This window comes from Candidatus Thermokryptus mobilis, assembly GCF_900070205.1.
GTDB classification, from domain to species: Bacteria; Bacteroidota; Ignavibacteria; order Kryptoniales; family Kryptoniaceae; genus Kryptonium; species Kryptonium mobile.
Genome location: NZ_FAOO01000007.1, coordinates 1 through 19,620, shown reverse-complemented (window position 1 = coordinate 19,620; position 19,620 = coordinate 1). Strand labels below are relative to the sequence as shown.

General features: G+C 39.1%; 22 protein-coding genes. 8 read left to right on the top strand and 14 right to left on the bottom strand.

What is annotated here, in order from left to right:
* The 8 genes from FKZ43_RS05665 to FKZ43_RS05635 form a co-directional block, all read left to right on the top strand.
* The coding region (locus FKZ43_RS05665) for a DUF3782 domain-containing protein (RefSeq protein ID WP_181180277.1) at nt 1-538 on the top strand (538 nt) is incomplete at its 5' end.
* 27 nt (nt 539-565) lie between these two features.
* Complete coding sequence (locus FKZ43_RS05660; RefSeq protein WP_140944902.1) at nt 566-2,098, top strand: hypothetical protein; 1,533 nt, start codon at nt 566-568, stop codon at nt 2,096-2,098.
* Nucleotides 2,099-2,115: 17 nt separating this feature from the next.
* Entirely contained in the window at nt 2,116-2,820 is a 705-nt protein-coding gene (locus FKZ43_RS05655; protein ID WP_235894700.1) for a T9SS type A sorting domain-containing protein, read from the top strand.
* On the top strand, nt 2,817-2,948 hold the full coding sequence (locus FKZ43_RS11655; protein WP_268904360.1) for a hypothetical protein: 132 nt from the start codon (nt 2,817-2,819) through the stop codon (nt 2,946-2,948). The genes FKZ43_RS05655 and FKZ43_RS11655 overlap by 4 nt, the downstream gene beginning before the upstream one ends.
* 86 nt (nt 2,949-3,034) lie before the next feature.
* Nucleotides 3,035-4,690: a hypothetical protein gene (locus FKZ43_RS05650; RefSeq protein ID WP_140944901.1), complete on the top strand. Its 1,656-nt coding sequence runs from the start codon at nt 3,035-3,037 to the stop codon at nt 4,688-4,690.
* A 7-nt stretch (nt 4,691-4,697) separates the two neighbouring features.
* Nucleotides 4,698-7,517, top strand: coding sequence for a TonB-dependent receptor (locus FKZ43_RS05645; RefSeq protein ID WP_140944900.1), 2,820 nt, complete (start codon nt 4,698-4,700; stop codon nt 7,515-7,517).
* A gap of 21 nt (nt 7,518-7,538) precedes the next feature.
* The gene (locus FKZ43_RS05640) at nt 7,539-8,522 is read left to right on the top strand and encodes a PorV/PorQ family protein (RefSeq protein WP_140944899.1); all 984 of its coding nucleotides are present in this window, start codon (nt 7,539-7,541) and stop codon (nt 8,520-8,522) included.
* Between the two features lie 21 nt (nt 8,523-8,543).
* Nucleotides 8,544-9,626: an NHL repeat-containing protein gene (locus tag FKZ43_RS05635; protein WP_140944898.1), complete on the top strand. Its 1,083-nt coding sequence runs from the start codon at nt 8,544-8,546 to the stop codon at nt 9,624-9,626.
* An 85-nt stretch (nt 9,627-9,711) separates the two neighbouring features.
* Here FKZ43_RS05635 and FKZ43_RS05630 read toward each other — a convergent pair whose 3' ends face one another.
* The 14 genes from FKZ43_RS05630 to FKZ43_RS05570 all read right to left on the bottom strand — a co-directional run.
* Nucleotides 9,712-10,431 carry an ABC transporter ATP-binding protein gene (locus FKZ43_RS05630; protein WP_140944897.1) on the bottom strand — a complete coding sequence of 240 codons (720 nt, stop codon included), beginning with the start codon at nt 10,429-10,431 and terminating at the stop codon, nt 9,712-9,714.
* A gap of 16 nt (nt 10,432-10,447) precedes the next feature.
* Nucleotides 10,448-11,137 carry an LOG family protein gene (locus tag FKZ43_RS05625; protein WP_140944896.1) on the bottom strand — a complete coding sequence of 230 codons (690 nt, stop codon included), beginning with the start codon at nt 11,135-11,137 and terminating at the stop codon, nt 10,448-10,450.
* A gap of 21 nt (nt 11,138-11,158) precedes the next feature.
* A complete protein-coding gene (locus tag FKZ43_RS05620; RefSeq protein WP_140944895.1) occupies nt 11,159-11,728 on the bottom strand; it encodes an anthranilate synthase component II in 570 nt (189 codons plus the stop codon).
* Between the two features lie 21 nt (nt 11,729-11,749).
* On the bottom strand, nt 11,750-13,234 hold the full coding sequence (trpE, locus tag FKZ43_RS05615; RefSeq protein WP_140944894.1) for an anthranilate synthase component I: 1,485 nt from the start codon (nt 13,232-13,234) through the stop codon (nt 11,750-11,752).
* 4 nt (nt 13,235-13,238) lie between these two features.
* Nucleotides 13,239-13,703, bottom strand: a complete 465-nt coding sequence (locus tag FKZ43_RS05610; RefSeq protein ID WP_181180276.1) for an acyl-CoA thioesterase — start codon at nt 13,701-13,703, stop codon at nt 13,239-13,241.
* The gene (gene pta / locus FKZ43_RS05605; RefSeq protein WP_320415049.1) at nt 13,700-14,686 is read right to left on the bottom strand and encodes a phosphate acetyltransferase; all 987 of its coding nucleotides are present in this window, start codon (nt 14,684-14,686) and stop codon (nt 13,700-13,702) included. Before pta ends, FKZ43_RS05610 begins: the two co-directional genes overlap by 4 nt.
* Nucleotides 14,687-14,711: 25 nt before the next feature.
* Nucleotides 14,712-15,749, bottom strand: coding sequence for a glycoside hydrolase family 130 protein (locus FKZ43_RS05600; protein ID WP_140944892.1), 1,038 nt, complete (start codon nt 15,747-15,749; stop codon nt 14,712-14,714).
* 3 nt (nt 15,750-15,752) lie between these two features.
* Nucleotides 15,753-16,112, bottom strand: coding sequence for a DNA-directed RNA polymerase subunit omega (locus FKZ43_RS05595; protein ID WP_140944891.1), 360 nt, complete (start codon nt 16,110-16,112; stop codon nt 15,753-15,755).
* Nucleotides 16,113-16,132: 20 nt separating this feature from the next.
* Entirely contained in the window at nt 16,133-16,714 is a 582-nt protein-coding gene (gmk, locus tag FKZ43_RS05590; protein WP_140944890.1) for a guanylate kinase, read from the bottom strand.
* 27 nt (nt 16,715-16,741) lie between these two features.
* Nucleotides 16,742-17,050, bottom strand: a complete 309-nt coding sequence (locus FKZ43_RS05585; RefSeq protein ID WP_140944889.1) for a DUF1732 domain-containing protein — start codon at nt 17,048-17,050, stop codon at nt 16,742-16,744.
* An 8-nt stretch (nt 17,051-17,058) separates the two neighbouring features.
* The gene (locus FKZ43_RS05580) at nt 17,059-17,607 is read right to left on the bottom strand and encodes a YicC/YloC family endoribonuclease (protein WP_219916506.1); all 549 of its coding nucleotides are present in this window, start codon (nt 17,605-17,607) and stop codon (nt 17,059-17,061) included.
* 26 nt (nt 17,608-17,633) lie between these two features.
* A protein-coding gene (gene prfB / locus FKZ43_RS05575; RefSeq protein ID WP_140945002.1) for a peptide chain release factor 2 occupies nt 17,634-18,747 on the bottom strand; the annotation gives its coding sequence in 2 pieces (ribosomal slippage) (nt 17,634-18,677 and nt 18,679-18,747; 1,113 coding nt in all).
* On the bottom strand, nt 18,676-18,852 hold the full coding sequence (locus FKZ43_RS11440; RefSeq protein WP_181180287.1) for a hypothetical protein: 177 nt from the start codon (nt 18,850-18,852) through the stop codon (nt 18,676-18,678). The genes prfB and FKZ43_RS11440 overlap by 72 nt, the downstream gene beginning before the upstream one ends.
* 74 nt (nt 18,853-18,926) lie before the next feature.
* Nucleotides 18,927-19,620, bottom strand: a 694-nt coding sequence (locus tag FKZ43_RS05570; RefSeq protein ID WP_140944887.1) for a T9SS type A sorting domain-containing protein, incomplete at its 5' end; no start/stop codon positions are given.

The window sequence follows — 19,620 nt, the reverse complement described above, 5'->3', positions numbered from 1 at the left end:
GAAACGGCTTGAGGAACACTCAAAGCGATTGGAGGAACATTCACGAGCGATTGAGTCACTTGTAAAGGAAGTTTATGAATTGAAAATCACGGTTGGTGGTCTGGTGAAGGAATTCAACGATATGAAGATTGAATTTTATAAACTCGCTGATGAAGTGATGAAGTTAAAGGTGACCGTTGGAAATATAGGTGCTCGCTGGGGGATTATGACGGAAGATATGTTCAGAAAGGCATACACCGAGATTATGAAAGTTCTCTTCGGACCTGAATATAAGGTTGAAAAGAGAAGGATAAAGTATGACGGCAAGGAATCTGATTTGGACATTGTGATTTTCAATGAAAAGGAAGTCATAATTGAGATTTCTTCATCGCTCAGCAAGAAGAAGGCGGAAAGGATAATTGAGAAAGTGAAAGCGTTCAGAGAACAAGTTCAAAGAGAAGTGACTGCTTATGTTATCTCAGCTAATGCTTCAGCTGAGGCGGTTGTTCTTCTATCAAACGAGAAGATAAATGTGTTAACACCCGAATTTGAGGAATAAATTTTTAAAACAAAAGAAGATAAACTCATGAGGTTAGCATTTTTTACGCTGTTAATTCTCATCTCAACCATTTCAATCGCTCAACAAAATCCATTCCCTTTGAAATCAATTCAAGAGATTCAATGGGTTCATCCCGACTCATTGAGAAAAGCAGACAGTTTGCAAGCTGCTGGAGTTGCATTTAACGAAGCTGCTTTCCCACACTGGCTTGAGGATTCAAGATACTGGCATGTTCCACCGCTTTCGTCAGCTCAATACGGTGACACATTCACAGTTGTCGGTATAGTCATGAATAAACCGCAGATGTATGCACTTGGCAACAGATATGTTGTTTTCATCCAGGATACAGCCGGGGGTCCGTGGAGCGGTATAATTGTTTTAGCCAACGATACAACATCATCAAACACTCAAGCAACAGGGATACAAGTCCTTGACACTGGAATGGTTGTAAAACTTGTCGGACGTGTTGAAGAATTTCCAGCAAGTTCAAGCACTGGTTATACAGAGCTCTTTACGGTCATCCCTGATCCACAAACAGGACAGATAATACCCATTGAGGTTATTGATTGGAAACCGCAAAGACCTGATCCAGTTGAAGTGAGAGTTTCTGATTTTGTAAGTGGAAATGCATCAACGGGTGGTCATAAAATCAATTTTTCAACCGGTGAACAATGGGAAGATGTATATGTCGTTATAAAGAATGTTTCTGTTGTCAATAGAAGTGGAACTGTTGGAGGAAGATGGACTTGGTGGATTGGGGATGATTCAGGGAATGTTATGCAGGTTTACGATGGTTCAAGATACTTTAGAGGTGGTTCTGGGGGGTTTGATCCAAATTGGACACCACCACCGATTGGGACAAAACTTGAATACATACGCGGTGTGATAGTTGGTGTTGCAAGTGGTTATGCAATTACGCCATTATATCCTGGCGATGTAAAAATTTTATCTTATGCTCCGGAGATAAACCATGCATTTACCACACCACAAAAGCGCGAGCCAGCCAAACCAACAAGCACCGACCCTGTGAAAGTAAGAGCGATCGTGAAAAAGACAGATCCAGACCCAAGTGTTAATGTTGACACTGTGAAAATTTTATATAGCGTAAATTACGGACCATTTAATGAGTTACTGATGTCAAAAATAAGTGGCGACACGCTTTGGGAAGGGACAATCCCCGCTCAACCAAACGGCTCACTTGTTAGATATTTCTTCAAGGCGGTTGATTCAAAAGGTCAAAGCTCACAATTGCCCGGGGATACATCAAATGCCTATTTTTACTTCGTCAAAGACGGGGAGTTAAGGATAAAGGATTTACAATACACAATTTTGAACAACGGAAACACTGGCTTTTGGGATTTAAGGGTTACGGTTCGCGGAATTGTCACCGCAGACACATCTGATTTCCCAAACGAATCATCCCTGCTATTAAATCCTGGTTCAAAAGATCAGTTGAGGGTTTACATCCAAGATGACACAAGCGCTTGGAGTGGAATTCGTCTATACGGGACTAAATCCTATGTTGCAAAACGAGGCGATAGTGTTGAGGTTATCGGATAGTTCGTGAGAGAAATAATGTGACAGAAATTGTAGTTGACAGTTTAAGAATTATCGCAAGCAACAGACCAATTTATCCAGCTGTTGTTGTAAAGACAGGTGATGTTGGGAATAAACCGAATGGGACACAAAGTGCGGAGAAATGGGAAAGTATGTTGGTTGAATTCAGAAATGTCAGCGTGACAGATATTGACCCCGATAGAAACGGTGGCTCGTTCCGAGAATTCGTCGTTGATGATGGAACCGGTCCCTGTAGGGTAAATGATGACGGTGCTTACACATATAGCGTTTATCCGGCTGACACTTCGCTCGGATTTAGATTACTGCAGGTTGGAAATAAGATAAGCTACTTAAGAGGCATATTTTACTTCTCATTTGCCAATTATAAGCTTGAACCGAGACGAGACGATGATTTTGGAACGATAACAAAAGTCGCCCTCTTTTATAATCCGAGCATCCCTGAAAAATTTGAGCTAATGCAAAATTATCCAAACCCATTTAATCCATCAACTTACATTGAATATAAACTGCCTGAAAGAACACATGTCAGCTTGAAGGTCTTTGATGTCCTCGGGAGGGAGGTTGCTACACTTGTTGATGAAGTTCAAGAAGCCGGCTCTTACAGAATTAGATTTGAAAACAAGGAGATCTCAAGCGGTGTCTATTTCTATGTCTTAAGGGCTGGCAAGTTCGTTGATGTCAAAAAGATGATGCTTTTGAAGTGATTTTGACCGTCAAAAGCGCTGAAGAAATACTCGCACTTGTAGCTGAAAGGTTTAAAATCTTTGAAATTGAAAAAGCTGATCCCGTTTGGTGTGAAATTGAATCTAACCTGATGAATTTGAAAAGGTGATAAAAAAATGAAAAAACCCGTTCATTCAAAAGGCGATTTAGAAGGGATTCATAATTGAACTTGAAAATTGAAAGTTGGTGAAAAGGATGGTAAAACTAAATAACCTTTTTGCAATTTTACAAACATCGTTTCTTTTGCTTTTTCTTCTTCTTACAGGCTGTAAGCAACGACCAAATGAACCGTTGCCCAACGCAAGACCTGAAACTTATATTTCTGTTTTTCCCGACTCAGCACTTAACCAATCAACGAGTAATCTTCATCTTCATTGGTGGGGCATTGACCCGGATGGTTGGATAAAAGGTTTCGTGTTCAGCTTTGACAGAAAAAACTGGTTTTGGACATATAGAAATGACAGCATATTTAAACTTACAATTTTGGGTCAGGATACAAGCTATGATTTCTGGATTTTTTCTGTTGACAATACTTTATCAATGAAACCTGAAGAGGGACAAGGGGTTGATTTCGTTGATAAAAACAGCGATGGGTATTGGGATTTAGGCGAACCATTTAATCTTAGCCCCAACGATTGTTATGATGATACACCAGCGACGCTAAAATTCCCGATAAAAAATACACCGCCGACAGTTGAATTTGCCATGACGGGTGAGTTTTCTGGGACACGACTTGATGTCCCAGATACAACTTTTCCAATCGTATCGTTTCAATGGATTGCCTCGGACATTGACGGAGATAATACAATCTCAGAATTTTGGGTCGCTTTAAATGACACGACAAATTGGGTGGTCGTTCCGGGGCAGTTCAGATTTTTAACGATAGTTGCAGATGCAATTGATGACACTGTGGTTGACGCTTCCGTTTATCCAAGTTCAACTCAAATCCTCGGAAGAGTCCCTGTTCAAGGTAAATTAAAAATGCGACTTGATGCCGAAAACACATTTTACCTTAAAGCACGCGATATCGCAGGCTCATTTAGTCAAACTATAAAAATGCCAGAGGAAGGTAAAAGATGGTTTGTAAAGAAACCTAAATCTGATTTTTTAATCGTTGCCGATTATGGAATCGCTGATAATTCAATATCATTTTACAAGTCGGTTTTTGATTCCCTCGGTTTAGAATATGATGTTTGGGATTTAAGGGTTGGAGCAAGATATCCAAGGCGTGGAATTCTTGTGCCACCTTTCCCAAGAGTTGATTTCACTGAAACATTGATGAAATTTTACAGATATGTTTTCTGGGTTGCAAGTGATGAAACGAATTTTGACATTGCTGCTGTCTCACTACCGCGCTTTAAGACAAAGGGTGGAAAAGTTCTTTTTTCTTTCATACTTCCACAGAGCACAACTCCGGGATTTGATGTTGGAAAAGCTATAAGCGACTTTTCTGGCGTGGTTGATAGCATAAGTTCAACTCCCCTGACTGGTTTTGTCCCGTCCGGGACAAAAATTTTAAATTACAATCCACAAGATACCGCACAGCGCTCAAATTACCCAGTTCTTGTGCGCGATAGCCCATCCGATAATCCAATAGATGGTGGGAAAATTGTCGCCTTTTTAAGGGAGCTCTACCCATCAATTAACGCAAAACCAATTTATTGGGTTGAACCGAGGACACAATGGAACAATAAAACATTTACTATCGGCGTTGAATCAAACGATAAGAGTTTTCTCCTCGTTGGATTCCCAATTTACAGATTTAACGGTTTGAAAAATGTCCCCGATTTCATTGAAGATGTCCTTAAAAATTTTGGCATACTTGCGAAGTTTTCAAATTTAAAGAGGTGATGATAAAATGAACTGGCTAAAATTTCTTTTGCTATTACTTTTAATACAATCTCAACTTTTAACTCAACAAGAGAAAGGTAAAATAATTGGGAGAATCGTTGATGCAAAAACTGGTGAAGGTCTGCCAGCAGTAAATATTCTTGTAAAAGGGACTTATTACGGAGCAGCAAGCGACTTTGATGGAAGATTTGAAATAAAAAATGTCAATCCAGGGACTTATACGATTGAAATCTCAATAATCGGCTATAAAAAAGTCACGATAACTGGCGTAAAAGTTAAACCCGGTGAAGTCACCGACTTAAAAACGATAAAAATGGAGGAAACCGTCTTAACACTTGAACAGGAAGTAGTTGTTATAGGTGAAAGACCTCTTTTTAACATTGAAGAGACACAATCAAGAAGGACATTAACAGCTGAAGATATTCAAATCGCACCCGTCCAAAATGTTAAAGATATAGTCACGCTTCAGGTCGGTGTTGTATATAGTGACGAGGGAGTTCATATACGAGGTGGGAGAAGCTATGAGAGTTCATATCTTGTTGATGGTGTATCAGTCCAGGACCCGCTCGCTGGAACTGGTTTCGGATTGCAACTTAGCCCAGATGTAATTGAAGAAATTGAAGTCATAACCGGTGGGTTTAATGCAGAGTATGGACAGGCAACATCAGGTGTAATAAGAGTTAGAACGAAAGAAGGTAGCGAGAGATTTCAAGGAAAATTCTCCTACAAATTTGACCATTTTGGCTTAAACAACAATTCACCTTCAAATTTCAATACAGATATCTTTGAATTTAACCTAAGCGGTCCATTCCCACTTAAAAAAATTCTTCCTCTTTCTGGAACATTGACTTTTCTTCTAAACGGCAGTGCTAGATATTCAGATGGCTATACATATGGAAGAACTGGGAAAAGACCGGGTCGGCTTTATTCATCATTATTTTCTGAAATGCTCGGGAAAAATTACACTTCAAGATTATCACCACGAGCGGAAAACACATATATGGGACTGTTCAAATTAACCTGGAAGCCATCGCCAACCTTTAAGTTAAATTATTCATTTAGTTTATCAGCAAGCGTCAATCAAAACACAAGATCGCTCCAAATCACGCTTGAATATGTTGAACCAGGTCCGGGTTACCAATACAACTTCCAAAACATATTGCAAAACGCCAATGTCTATTCACATATAAACTTGAACCAGCAAATTGGAATAACTCATACATTGAGTGAGAAAACATTTTACGAGCTTAATTTCAGCCGTTACTTTACGAGATTGAGAAGTGACGCAAACGGACTTGATTGGCGAAAGTATAAAGAGCCACGCGATGTCCCCCAGCTTCCACCTTATTATTACAACACGGAAAGTGATACGATAAGGTTAATTCCAGGAGATGGTTTCTATGATACTGGGAATCCTTCAACTTGGCATGACCATTCCGCTGTTGAATACACAATCAAAGGTGACTTAACTCACTTTTTCAGTGAGAGAAACAAGTTCAAAACCGGCTTTGAAATGACATTCCAAAGGTTAAGATTTGTTGATATTTATCAACCGTGGGTTCCACCCATGGGGTTCAACAACGATATGTATGAAGTAAGCCCTGCCTTTGGTGCTTTTTACGCACAGGACAACATAACCTTTAGCGGTATGATTTTAAATTTTGGTTTGAGGTTTGATTACTGGTTTCCAGGAAAATTTGTTGATGATGCTGTAAAAAATCCCGAAGTGGTAACGATTTCAGATGAAGCGCGAGAAAGATACTTCCGCGAGACATACAGCTTCTTCGGTCGCAGATGGAAAGGTCGTCTAAGCCCACGCCTTGGAATTTCACATCCGATATCAGACAATCAAACCTTGTTTTTCTCTTATGGTCATTTTTCAAAAAGACCAAGACCACAATTTGTATATGCAAAACTCAACCCGGTCACCGCTAAATCAACATTCCAAAAGTTTGGAAACCCAAATCTCAACCCTGAGACAACCGTCGCCTATGAACTCGGCTTGCGAAATCAACTCAGTGAAAATGATGTCTTAACGATAACAGCATACTACAAAGATATATTTGACTATGTCACAACAAAACAAGCGAGGATAACGGTTGCAGGACAACTTGGGAGAAGCTACATCACATATGTAAATCTTGACTACGCAAGAAGTAGAGGTCTTGAAATTGAATACAAAAAGAGAATCGGTCGTTGGCTTAGAGCTACTTTAAGCGCTTCATATTCAATCACAACTGGGAAAAGTTCCTCCCCCGATGAAGGCGTTCTTGCAATAAGAGGTGAAATATATGAAAGCATCAAGGAAACATATCTTGTCTGGGACAGACCGATTCAGGCTTCCGCCATTTTAAACTTTTTCGCCCAAAAAGGGAAAGGAATTTTCGGCTTCGGGAAAGGAAAACTTGACAACTTCAATACGTATCTTAGAATCTTCTATCAATCGGGCAGAAGATACACACCGTATTATGCAACTGGTGACACGCTTTTAAATGGAAAGCCCGTCTATGTCCCTGATTTAAGGAACAGGTATAGCAAAGTTGGAAAACCGTGGTTTTGGGTTGATTTCACATTTGAAAAATATCTCAAATTCGGTGGACTTGAATTCACGCTACTTGTTGAGGTAACGAACCTTTTCAATAACAAGAACTCCCAAATCATAAATCCTGTCACAGGAAGAGCTTATGAATATGGCGACCCGACCCCAGTTGATTGGAACGACCCGCTTTACCCAGAGCTTCAAGCACCTGTTGATCCGTTCCCATTTAACCCAGCAAGATATCTGCCACAAAGAAATATAAAACTTGGTTTGTCAGTCAGATTTTGAAAATTAATTTCCTCCATGGCGATGAGAAAGATATTGAGTGCATTTACGATTTTAATTCTTTTAACAACATCAACCTATTCACAGCTTTTCCCCGTCTTGGGTTCACAAAGAGCTGGAATTTCAACTGCACAATTTTTGAAAATTTCCGTTGGTGCAAGAGCTGTTGGAATGGCTGACGCTTATGTCGCAAACGCAACCGACGCATCTGCACTATATTGGAATCCAGCTGGATTGGTTCAATTCAAAGAAAATGAAATTATACTCTCACATACGGAATGGTTCGTTGATATAAAACATGACTTCATAGGCAGTGTGTATCATATCTCAAGAAATGATGCAATCGGTTTAAGTTTGACCGCACTTTACACGGACGATATGGAAATAACCACTGAAACACAACCCTACGGAACTGGAAGATATTTCAAATACATTGACCTTGCTCTCGGTATCAGTTATGCAAGAAGGATGACGAACCAGTTCAGTTTCGGTTTCACACTCAAATACATTGAGGAAACGATAGATGTTTTAAAAATGCGCGGATTTCTCGTTGACCTTGGGACATTTTATTGGATTGGGCTTGGAACATCAAGATTTGGGGTATCAATCTCAAATTTCGGTGCCGATTTAGCTCCGAAAGGTGAAATCACATTGTTGACAGGGGAAAAAATCTCAAATTTTCAGTCCTTTGCCCCGCCGACGATGTTTAGATTTAGCTTTGCCGTTGAACCGATAATGAACGAAACTCACAAATTGACGACAGCAATTCAATTGAACCATCCAAATGACAACGCTGAAAATTTTGGAATCGGGGTTGAATACGGCTTTAAAGAATCGTTTTTCATCCGTGGTGGATATAAAATAAACGCTGATGAACAAAACTTAACATTTGGCACCGGCGTCGCAGTCAAAACCGGCTTTCTAAACATTAACTTTGACTATGCTTATGCAAAATTCACACGGCTTGGCAACACACATAGATTCTCAATACTTTTCAAATTTGATTGAAAAAACAATTTGCATCAAACGATGAAAAAATTTTTGTGGATAATAACAACACTTGTCCTACTTGGTTGTGGAAAGGAACTTGATCTATCACAATTCAGCGATATCCCAAGAAATATATCAATCTCCGACACTGTATATGTCAAAGAAGGGGATGATTGGAAAACCGCCGGCGGAATAAGCTTTAATCAACCCGAAGATATTTGCATCGGCCATGATGGATTCGTTTACATCGCTGACACAGGTAATGATAGAATTGTAATGCTTGACCTTGCTGGAAATTACATCGGTGAAAAATTTATAATGCATCCCGTCGCAATAGCTCAAGATAGAAGATTTAACCTGATAATTGCAGGTGAACTCGCAAAAGAAAATTACAGGTTTGGCGCGATTTATAAGATAAAATTATTTGAAGCGGGTCATAACATAAACATCGCAAAAGTTGATACTATCTATTGGGAGCGTGAAAAACCAAACCGAAGATTTACAGGGGTTGCTGAACTTATTGACAACAGCTATTATGTTTGTCGCATCGGACCAGATAACCAAAGTTTATTTGATCCAGATAATTTGATCCTTCATTTCAGCAAGAATGATTCACTTTATCCTTACGAATACATTGATTTGACGCCAAATCTTGAGCCAACAGGAAGCGGAATAAGGTCAATAAATCAAATGAGCGCAATAGCGACTTTCTCGGATAGAAGGAGGGCAACCGATTTTATAGTTGCGCAAATCGACCCAGGAGCAAACTTCAAAGTCAAATGGTTCAAATACAACCCCGGAAGCGAAGTCACCCCACCAAATTGGGAAGCATATTTTAAACCAAACGCGACCGATCTGACAACACAAGGATTTTTCGTAAGCCCAGAAGATATAACGCTTGACACAAGGAATAATATCTATGTGATTGACGCAGGGCTTGACTCCCTTATGAAATTTGATGTGAGAGGAAAACTCTTGAAGGAATCATTTGGACCCGGAAAACTCGGTGATGATAAATTAAAGAATCCAAAAGGCGTCGCCTGGTTTGATAGAATTCTTTACATCGCTGATACAGGGAACAATCGCATTGTTCGCTTCAAACTTTCAACAGATATTAGATAAATTAAAGTGTGATGGATTGAAGCTAATCCTAAATCCCTGCTTTAATCCCCCGTTGATGAGAAGGTTATATATTTACCAATGAGATTTACTTCGTTAGCTCAATGAAAAGTTCCTCAAACGAACCATCCTTTCTTTTCCTGAAATTCTCTATCTCACTTGAATCAAACTTAGCTATCAATTTCCCCTCTTTAATTATGCCTATCGTATCGCAAAGTTCTTCCGCGACTTCAAGTGAGTGAGTTGACATGAAAATTGATACGCCTTCTTTAGTTTTTTGTTTAAGTGTTTCCTTAACGATGCGCGCACTTCTTGGGTCAAGACCTACCATTGGTTCATCTATTACGATAACCTTGGGGTCGTGAAGTAAAGCAGAAGCAATTATCACACGCTGTTTCATCCCCTGTGAATATTCCTCAATCCTTCTATCAATCCAGCGCCCAAGTTCAAAATGTTCAACAAGTAAATTAACCTTTTCCCTTATTTTTCCTTTTTCCATTTTAAAGAGACCACCGATGAAGAACAAAAATTCACGCCCAGTTAATTTATCATATATGAATGGCTGATCCGGAACATAAGCAAGCAAACTCTTCGCCTTTTCCGGTTCTTCCAATGCGTCAATTCCACAGATGAAAATTCTGCCACTTGTGGGTCGTATCAATCCTGCGATCATTTTTATAGTCGTTGTTTTCCCCGCACCATTTGGTCCAAGAAAACCAAAAAATTCACCCGACTTTATCTCCAATGTTAGATTATCAACCGCAACAAAGTCACCGAATTTTTTAGTTAAATTCTCAAGCCTAATCATGGCAAAAAATTTTTATTTAGAAATTTGGTGAGACGACATTCTCTTGATAGAATTCAGTTATTATCCTTGCTGCTTCTTTCGGGTCATCCGTCAATTCAAAAATTTCCAAATCCTCCGGAGATATATTTCCTTCGGCGAGGACTTTACCCTTAAGCCAATCAATTAATCCTTGCCAGTATTCGCTTCCCATTAAAACCACAGGGAAACGGGTTGTCTTACCCGTTTGAATAAGTGTGACCGCCTCAAAAAATTCATCAAGCGTTCCAAATCCACCTGGCAACACGACGAAACCCTGCGCATATTTCACAAACATAACTTTCCTCACAAAAAAATGCCTAAATTCAATCCCAACATCAACATAAGGGTTAAATTTCTGTTCAAGCGGAAGCTCTATGTTTATACCAACAGATAAACCACCAGCTTCCTTCGCCCCAAGATTTGCAGCCTCCATTATCCCGGGTCCACCGCCCGTAATTATACCAAAACCAGCTTTGACAAGTTCTTTTGCCACCTCCCTAGCCATCTCATAATACCTATGCCCGGGCTTAGTCCTTGCTGAACCAAAAATAGAAACGCAAGGTCCAATCTTTGTCATCTGATCAAACCCCTCAACAAATTCCGCCATTATACGAAAAATACGCCAAATATCCTTTTGCCTGCTTTCAAGCCAAACCCTTTCATCTTTCAAAATTAAATTATTCCCCATCTCAAAAAGAGAACCTTTGTTTTAAAATCTCCTGTAAACGAAATTTTTCAAAATCTCCTTTCCAAACTCAGTCATAATTGACTCGGGATGAAATTGAACACCAAAAACGGGAAATTCTCTATGTCTTACTCCCATAATGAGACCATCACTTGTCCAAGCTGTCACTTCAAGGCAGTTTGGTAATGTCTCCCTTTCAATTATGAGTGAATGATAGCGCGTTGCTTTAAATGGATTCGGCAAATTGGAAAAAATTGAAGAATTGGTGTGATATATTTCCGACACTTTTCCATGCATTATAACAGGCGCTTTAATTACCCTTCCACCGAAGGCAACACCAATCGCTTGATGCCCTAAACAAACACCAAGTATTGGAACCGATACATAAAAATTTTTTATCACATCAATTGAAATCCCCGCTTCATAAGGAGTACACGGTCCAGGTGAAATCACAATCGCATCGGGCTTCAACTCTTTGACCTCATCAATGGTTATCCTGTCGTTGCGAGCAACCTCCATTTCCACACCAAGCTCACCAAGATATTGAACAAGGTTGTATGTAAACGAATCGTAATTATCAATTACAAGAATCATCTTTTGGTTTAGGATTTCTTTTCAATCTTGATAGAGCAATTCAACCGCTTTGAATGTCGCTTTAAGTTTATCAAGCGTTTCTTGATACTCGTTTTCCGGAGAAGAATCATAAACAATACCTGCTCCAGCTTGAAAATACGCTCTATTTCCTTTCATCACAATTGTCCTAATGGCAATGCAAGAGTCAAGATTTCCGGAAAAATCAATATATCCAACAGCCCCAGCATAGATTCCTCGCTTTGTCGGTTCAAGTTCCGCGATTATTTCCATTGCTCTTATCTTCGGAGCACCTGTAACAGTCCCAGCTGGAAAACAAGCATAAAGTGCCTCAATCGGAGTTACATCACTTCTTAACTTTCCGCTTATGTTACTTACGATATGCATAACATGGGAATACTTTTCAATAACCATAAATTGATCTACCTTTACAGTTCCGAAATAACTTATCTTTCCGATGTCATTTCTTCCAAGATCAACAAGCATTAAATGTTCGGCTTTTTCCTTTTCATCATTTAAAAGTTCCCTTTCAAGTTTTTCATCCTCATCCGGGGTTTCACCTCTTCTCCTAGTCCCAGCAATTGGTCTTGTTTCAACGATTCCATTTTCAACCCGCACAAGAATTTCCGGCGACGACCCTATGATACTTAAATTTTTCATCCTCAAAAAATACATATACGGGGATGGGTTCACTACCCTAAGCATTCGGTAAATGTCAAATGGATCTCCTTCAATCCACCTTTCAGCCCTTTGGGATAAAACAGCTTGAAATATGTCACCATTGACTATGTATTCCTTTACCTTCTTGACCTTTTCAATGAACTCCTCTTTCGTCATGTTAAATTTAAAATCGTTGTCAATCTCAACCTTTGCGATATCTGGATTTATTCTCCTTTTAAGAAAAGATTTAATTTCTGTTATCCTGCCAAGCGCTTTGTAATACTCATCTTTTAAATTTGTCCCATCATCTTTATAAACATTGGATATGATGAAAATTTTCCTCTTCAGATTATCAAAGACAAGCAATGAATCAAAAAACATCAAAAATATATCAGGCGCCTCTAAATCATCTCTATTTGAAGTTGGGATTTTTTCAATAAGGGAGATACTTTCATAACCGAAATATCCAACAGCCCCACATGTAAACCTTGGAAGTTCAAGCACATTGGCTGACTTAAAGATTGAGAATATCCGGTTGAGCGCACCAAGAGGGTGTGTTTCGCCTCTTATTTTTTCACCGATAAAAGAAAATCTCTCATCAACCATTTCAACTTTAAATTCAAAACCTCTCGCTTCAAAAATCATAAATGGTTTAAAACCGATGAAAGAGTACCTGGCTATTTTCTCACCGCCTTCAACGCTTTCAAGTAAAAAAGAATATTCGCTTTTATCCCTTATCTTCATATAAACCGAAACTGGCGTCTCGGTGTCAGCAAGTAGCGACTCATAAACCGGGATTATATTCCCTTTTTGAGCAAGCGATTCAAATGTTTCAAATGGTGTGTACATAATTTTAAACTTTACTTTTTTTCACGATAACCCCGTCACCTTCAAATTTTAAAATTAAATTGCGGACATTCTCAGGCAAGGGTTGCGGTTTAAATGTATCACGGTTTAAGAGAACTATCACCGTTTCACCAGTTGCGACATTTCTACCTGTAGTTTTCTCCTCAATCAGATACTCCATTTCAAAACTTGAATTTCCGATTTTTGATGTTCTTGCGTAAACATCAAGCACTTCATCAAATCTCGCTGGGCTGATATAATTACAGACATTTCTTGCGATCACGAAATAAAAATCATTAAAAAAACGCCCGGGCTCAATCCCAAGCGCTTGCCTTAAATACTCAGTCCTTGCAATTTCAAAATACTTCAAATAAACCGAATTATGAACTATTCCGTATGAATCAAGATCAAAAGTTCTGACCTGAACCTGAACTTTAAACTTGAACTTTTCCCTTTCATATTTGTTCTTCACGATTGACCCATGACGCAATTTATTGCCACTACATTTACTATGTCTTCAACACTGCACCCTCTTGAAAGGTCAAAGCATGGTTTCTTCAATCCTTGAACCAATGGACCAAGTGCCTCTGCTCCAGCCATTCTCTGTGCCATCTTGTAACCTATGTTTCCAGCGTCAAGATTCGGAAAAATCAAAACATTTGCATTTCCACGCACGGGGCTATCCGGTGCTTTAATCCGCGCAACCTCCGGGACGATCGCAGCATCAAGTTGAAGCTCCCCGTCAATTATTAAATCTGGTCTTTTACTTTTTGCAATTTCCGTGGCTTGAATAACCTTATCAACCATCTCATGTCTAGCGCTTCCCTTCGTTGAGAAAGAAAGCATCGCAACTATAGGTTCTTCACCGGTTAACTTTTTATGATTTACGGCAGTTAAAATAGCAATGTCAGCAAGTTGTTCAGCGGTCGGATTAGGAACAACACCACAATCAGCAAAGGAATAAACTTTATTTGGGAATACAATCAAAAAGAAACTTGAAACAATTGAAACCCCCTCCATCAAACCAACTACTTGGATCCCAGCTCTTAAAACATCAGCAGTTGTTGAAGTTGAACCAGCTACACTTCCATCAGCCATTCCCTCTCTAACCATCATTGCACCAAAGAAAAGTGGATTTCTCATCGTCTCACTCGCCTCATCAAAACTTATACCTTTATGCTTGCGGAGATTGTAAAATATATGGGAAAAATCGCTTAATAATTCTGATTTTAATGGATTGACGATTCTTACGCCAGATAAATTAACACCGATTTTTTCAGCAAGGGAGTAAATTTTTTCCTCATCACCGATCAAGGTTACATCTGCGATTTTTTCATCAACTATGATTCGCGCTGCTCTTAAAGTTCTTTCATCAAGTGAATCTGGCAAAACAATGTGCTTTTTGAGTTTCTTTGCTTTTTCCCTTATTTCATCAAGTAATGTGATAGCTGGCATGGGTTCTTTTTCTTTTGTTTATGATTTATTTCCTTGCCCAATTTAATATCTCGCTTTTCAAAACCCTGCCACCAAGGATTACGCTATCCGCCCCAGAATAAGGAAAATAAAGATAATCACCGTAAAAATACGCCCCACAGATAAAAACAACATTATTAACACCAAGCTCTTTGTCACCCCTCGCTTCAAATTCGGTCTCGGGTTTTAGAAATGGCTCAAACTTTTTGACAAGTTTTATGTAACTTCTATCATCCTTTTCAATGAGTGCAACGCCGAGATGATATTCCCTTGTGCCATCACTTTTAAAATTCCCGATGTGGTAAATAATGAAAAAATTTTTTTCATCAATCTTTAACGGTGGTGCCCCAGCTCCATTCCAACTCCTAACAAAACCAAGTTTAACTTCACAATCAATTAACACACCAAAATCCTTCCACTCGCCGAGAATATCATCGGAGATCGCATAGTGAATAACCATTGATTTTTCACCCTCCATCGGACGATGAAGCAGAACGAACTTCCCGTTTATTTTCTCCGGGAAGAGAACAGCGTTTTTATTGTCAACTTCGTTTATCTCACCCTTTAAAAGCCCATGCTTTTGCCAATGTAAAAAATCCCTCGTCTCAGCAATACAAATGTTAATTTTATTCCTTTCCCTTCCACTCGCATATCCAGTATAAAACATAAAATATGATTTCCCGACTTTGATTATCCTCGGGTCTTCAACTCCAAGATTTTCAAACCCTTCCTCAGGTTTTACGATTGGATGCGGAAATCTTTTGATGAGTTTCAAATCAGGGGTAAAAATCGCAAGCCCAAAGGACGAACGCTTAAATTCATCCGTCCCTTGAGCCCTATAAACAACAAATACCAAAGCCCTGTGATTGCGCAACTTGTCAAGTGTCTCTTTATCTGGCTTCATTGATTCAACTATTTCGCCAACTTCCTCCTCATCATCAATCAAAACGCAACCGGGATTGAAAACAACCTTGCTCTCCCAGGGATTACTTTCTATCTTCTCAAGAATTGGTTTCCCAGAATTTAACCTTTGAACATCAAACACCCCCTACCGTCGTCTCCTTTCTTCATCTTTATCTCTTGAATAACTCCATTCAAGCTTACCTGAAAGATATTCTTCAATTGCTACATCAGCTGGCTTTGGCATCAGGTCAAATTCCTCCGCTATCTGAAGCTGTTCTGGCGGTGCTTTTGGTGTTTTCTCATCATCAAGAATCCTTACTGGTTCTTCCTCTTTACCCTGTTGTTGCTGTGCTTTAAGAGCCCTCACTTCATCAAGTCGCTTATTGAACATTATCTTCCTCTCATCGTTAACTTGCCTTGCCCTTTTAGCCATTATGACTATTGCTTCATAAGTATTGCCAGCAATCTCTTGAATCTTCTTTAAATCAAGCGGTTTGAGCCCCATTTTTTATATTATTTTTGTTTTCAATACTCATGTCTTTGAACCGCCTTCCATCTCTCAAATTCATTGTAAATCGCTCTCAAAACCGATTTAACTGTATCTTCAAGTCGGTCATTTACAAAAATATAATCAAAATATGAAGCTTTTTCAAGTTCCATCGGGACACGTTCAAGACGTTTTTGTATTTGCTCCTCGCTTTCTGTCCTCCTTCGCTTCAGCCTCTCCTTCAATGTCTCTATGTTTGGCGGTTTAATAAAAATTAAAATTGAATCATCAGGGAATTTCTTCTTTATTGAAATAGCACCGTTCACATCAACATCAAAAAGCAAAATATCCCCGTTTTTCAACGCATCTTCAACAACACTTCGCAATGTCCCGTAATAATTCCCGTATATCTCCTCCCACTCAAGAAGCTCTCCATTTTGAATCTTCTTCTCAAACTCCTCGCGTGTGAGGAAAAAATAATCCTTTCCGTCTATTTCACCATTTCTCTTGGGACGAGTTGTAGCAGAAACGGAAAACTTTACGAATGGAAAACGCTCCAAAATTTTCTTCGCTATCGTTGTCTTACCCGCTCCACTTGGCGCAGATACAACAATTAACATTCCTTTTTTCACGGCAATGTGAAAATTTTATTCAACATTTTGAATCTGTTCCCGAATTTTCTCTATCTCTTCCTTAATCCCAACGACAAGATAAGTTACCTCAACATCGTCTGTCTTAGCACCTATCGTTGTTGCCTCGCGCAACATCTCCTGAAGTATGAAATTTAATCTTTTACCAACAGCAACATCATCACTCTTCATAACCTCAAGGAAAATATCTACATGACTTTTTAAACGGATACATTCCTCAGTCACATCAAGCTTATCAGCAAGGATTAAAAGTTCAGCTTCAAGCCGATTCCTGTCAAATTCAACATCAGAGAAAATCTCGTGCACTTTCTCTCTTAACTTTTCTGCCTCTCCCTTAAATTTTCCTCCGAAAGCTTTTGAATTAGATCAACCTTTTGAGAAATCATTTTTACCCTTTTCTCAATATCTTCAGCCAGTTGCTCTCCTTCTTTGCATCTTGATTCAATTAAATTTTCCAGTGCTTTCTCAATCCCTTCCTTTAAAATTTCCCACTGCTCTTCTGAAATATCAAACGAATTAACATCAAATATGTTCGGAAGTGAAAGCAAATGCTCTAACTTTATTTCTCCCTTAACTTTGAACTTTCTCTTCAACTCGCGAAGCACTTTAACATAAGCACCAACGAAGTCAAAATTAACCTTTATCGGTGATCGGACAAAGGGATCAACTTTAAAATCAATTGTCACAGTTATCTTACCGCGCGAAATTCTTTTGCGAATTAACTCTCTAATTTCAAACTCCTTTGGCTGAACAATCGCTGGAAGCCTCAAATTTATCTCAAGGAAACGACTATTCAAACTTTTTATTTCAACGGAGACATCAATCCCATCCTTGCTAACCTGTGCTCTTCCAAATCCGGTCATGCTTGAAATCATAATCTTTAAACAAGTTAATTAGAATTCGTCTTAACAGAATTTAAAAGATACGCCTTTATGAACTCATCAATCTCTCCATCCATAACCGCTTGGACATTTGATGTTTCATAACCTGTTCTGTGGTCCTTGACGAGATTATAAGGGTGAAAAATATACGAGCGGATTTGATTCCCCCATTCAATTTTTCTTTTTTGCTTTTCAAATTCGTCAAGTTTTTCTCTTTCCTTTTCCTTTTGCAACTGATACAACCTCGACTGAAGCAAACGCATTGCCCTCATCTTGTTTTGATATTGTGAGCGCTCACTTTGACATTGAACAACTATTCCCGTCGGGATATGCGTTATTCTAACAGCTGTTTCAACTTTATTCACATTTTGACCACCATGCCCACCAGCCCTAAATGTTTCAATCTTGAGGTCGTCGGGATTAATTTCAATTTTCACATCTTCATCACCAAGCTCTGGATACACAAATACAGAGGCAAAAGATGTGTGCCTTCTTTTATTGGCATCAAACGGCGAAATTCGCACAAGACGATGAACACCGCTTTCAGCTTTAAGGTAACCGTAGGCATAAGGACCTTCAACTTCAACAACAGCGCTTTTAATCCCGGCTCCATCACCTTCAAGTATGTCCACAATCGTCGCTTTATAGCCATTCCTTTCAGCCCAACGAAGATACATCCTTAAAAGCATCTCAGCCCAATCCTGCGCTTCCGTTCCTCCAGCTCCGGAATGAATTGTCAATATCGCACTTTTCGGATCATCTTCACCATTCAAAAGATTTTTAAGTTCAAGCTCATCAATTTTCTTTTCAAGTTTTTTCATCTCCCGTTGCAACTCAGAAGCCAAAGATATATCCTGCGATTCCTCTGCAAGTTCAACAAAAACCTTCACATCTTCAAGCATTTTCTCCGCGGTCTCCCACTCTTTTATCCAATCCTTTACCCTGCTTATTTCCTGCATTATTCTTTGAGCGTTTGATGGATCATCCCAAAAGTTTGATTCCGATGTTTTCGCTTCAAGCTCCGAAAGATGTTTCCTTTTCCCTTCTATGTCAAAGATACCTCCTTAAAATTTCAAAACGCTCGGATATCTCATCAATTTTTGACTTAAAATTCTCAAACATAATCCGCCCGTTAAATTTTTGTTTTACTGGGATGTAAAGATAATCAAAAAGAAACAAATTTCCAAAACCCCGAAGAATAAAAACAATGAAACAAAAAACCCTCATCTTAATCCTCAAATCAATGATATGAAACCACCGCTTTAATTAACAAAAAGGATTAAGATGAGGGTGAGCTCTGATTACTTAACCAAAAGCATTTTCTTTACATCCGCAAATTTACCCGCTTCAAGCCGATAAAAATAAACACCGCTTGAAAGCTCGCTCCCCTCAAAATTTACCTTGTATCTTCCCGGCTCCAATTCCTTATCAACGAGTTTCTCAACCTCACGACCTAAAATATCATAAACAACTAATTTAACACTGGCTCTTTCAGGTATCTCAAACTCAATCGTTGTATTGGGATTAAATGGATTTGGATAATTTTGATATAACTTAAACGAAGATGGCATCACATCAACCACACGCTCAACATCAAGTATAACCCCACCCTCACGATATACCAAAATTCTCCAACCAAAATAACTTATAAACCATTTATTCCCCTGTTTATCAACAGCTATAGTTCCAACAAAACCAACTGGCAAGCCAGTGTTAGACCTGGTAAACACTGTCCATTGAGACCTATCAAATTTTGCAATACCTTTGTTTGTAGCCACCCAAATCTTCCCTGAGCTTTCTACAGCTATAGAAAAAACCGTGTCCCCAGGTAAACTGGAATTACTCCTATTATAAACCACAGCATTTTGACCATCAAACTTTATTAAACCCTTTCCAAGAGTGCCAATCCAAGCAGTATCAGAACTATCCACCGCTACTCTCCAAGTCCAAATGCTCGGGAAACCATTAGCTGTATCATACTTTGACCAACCCGTG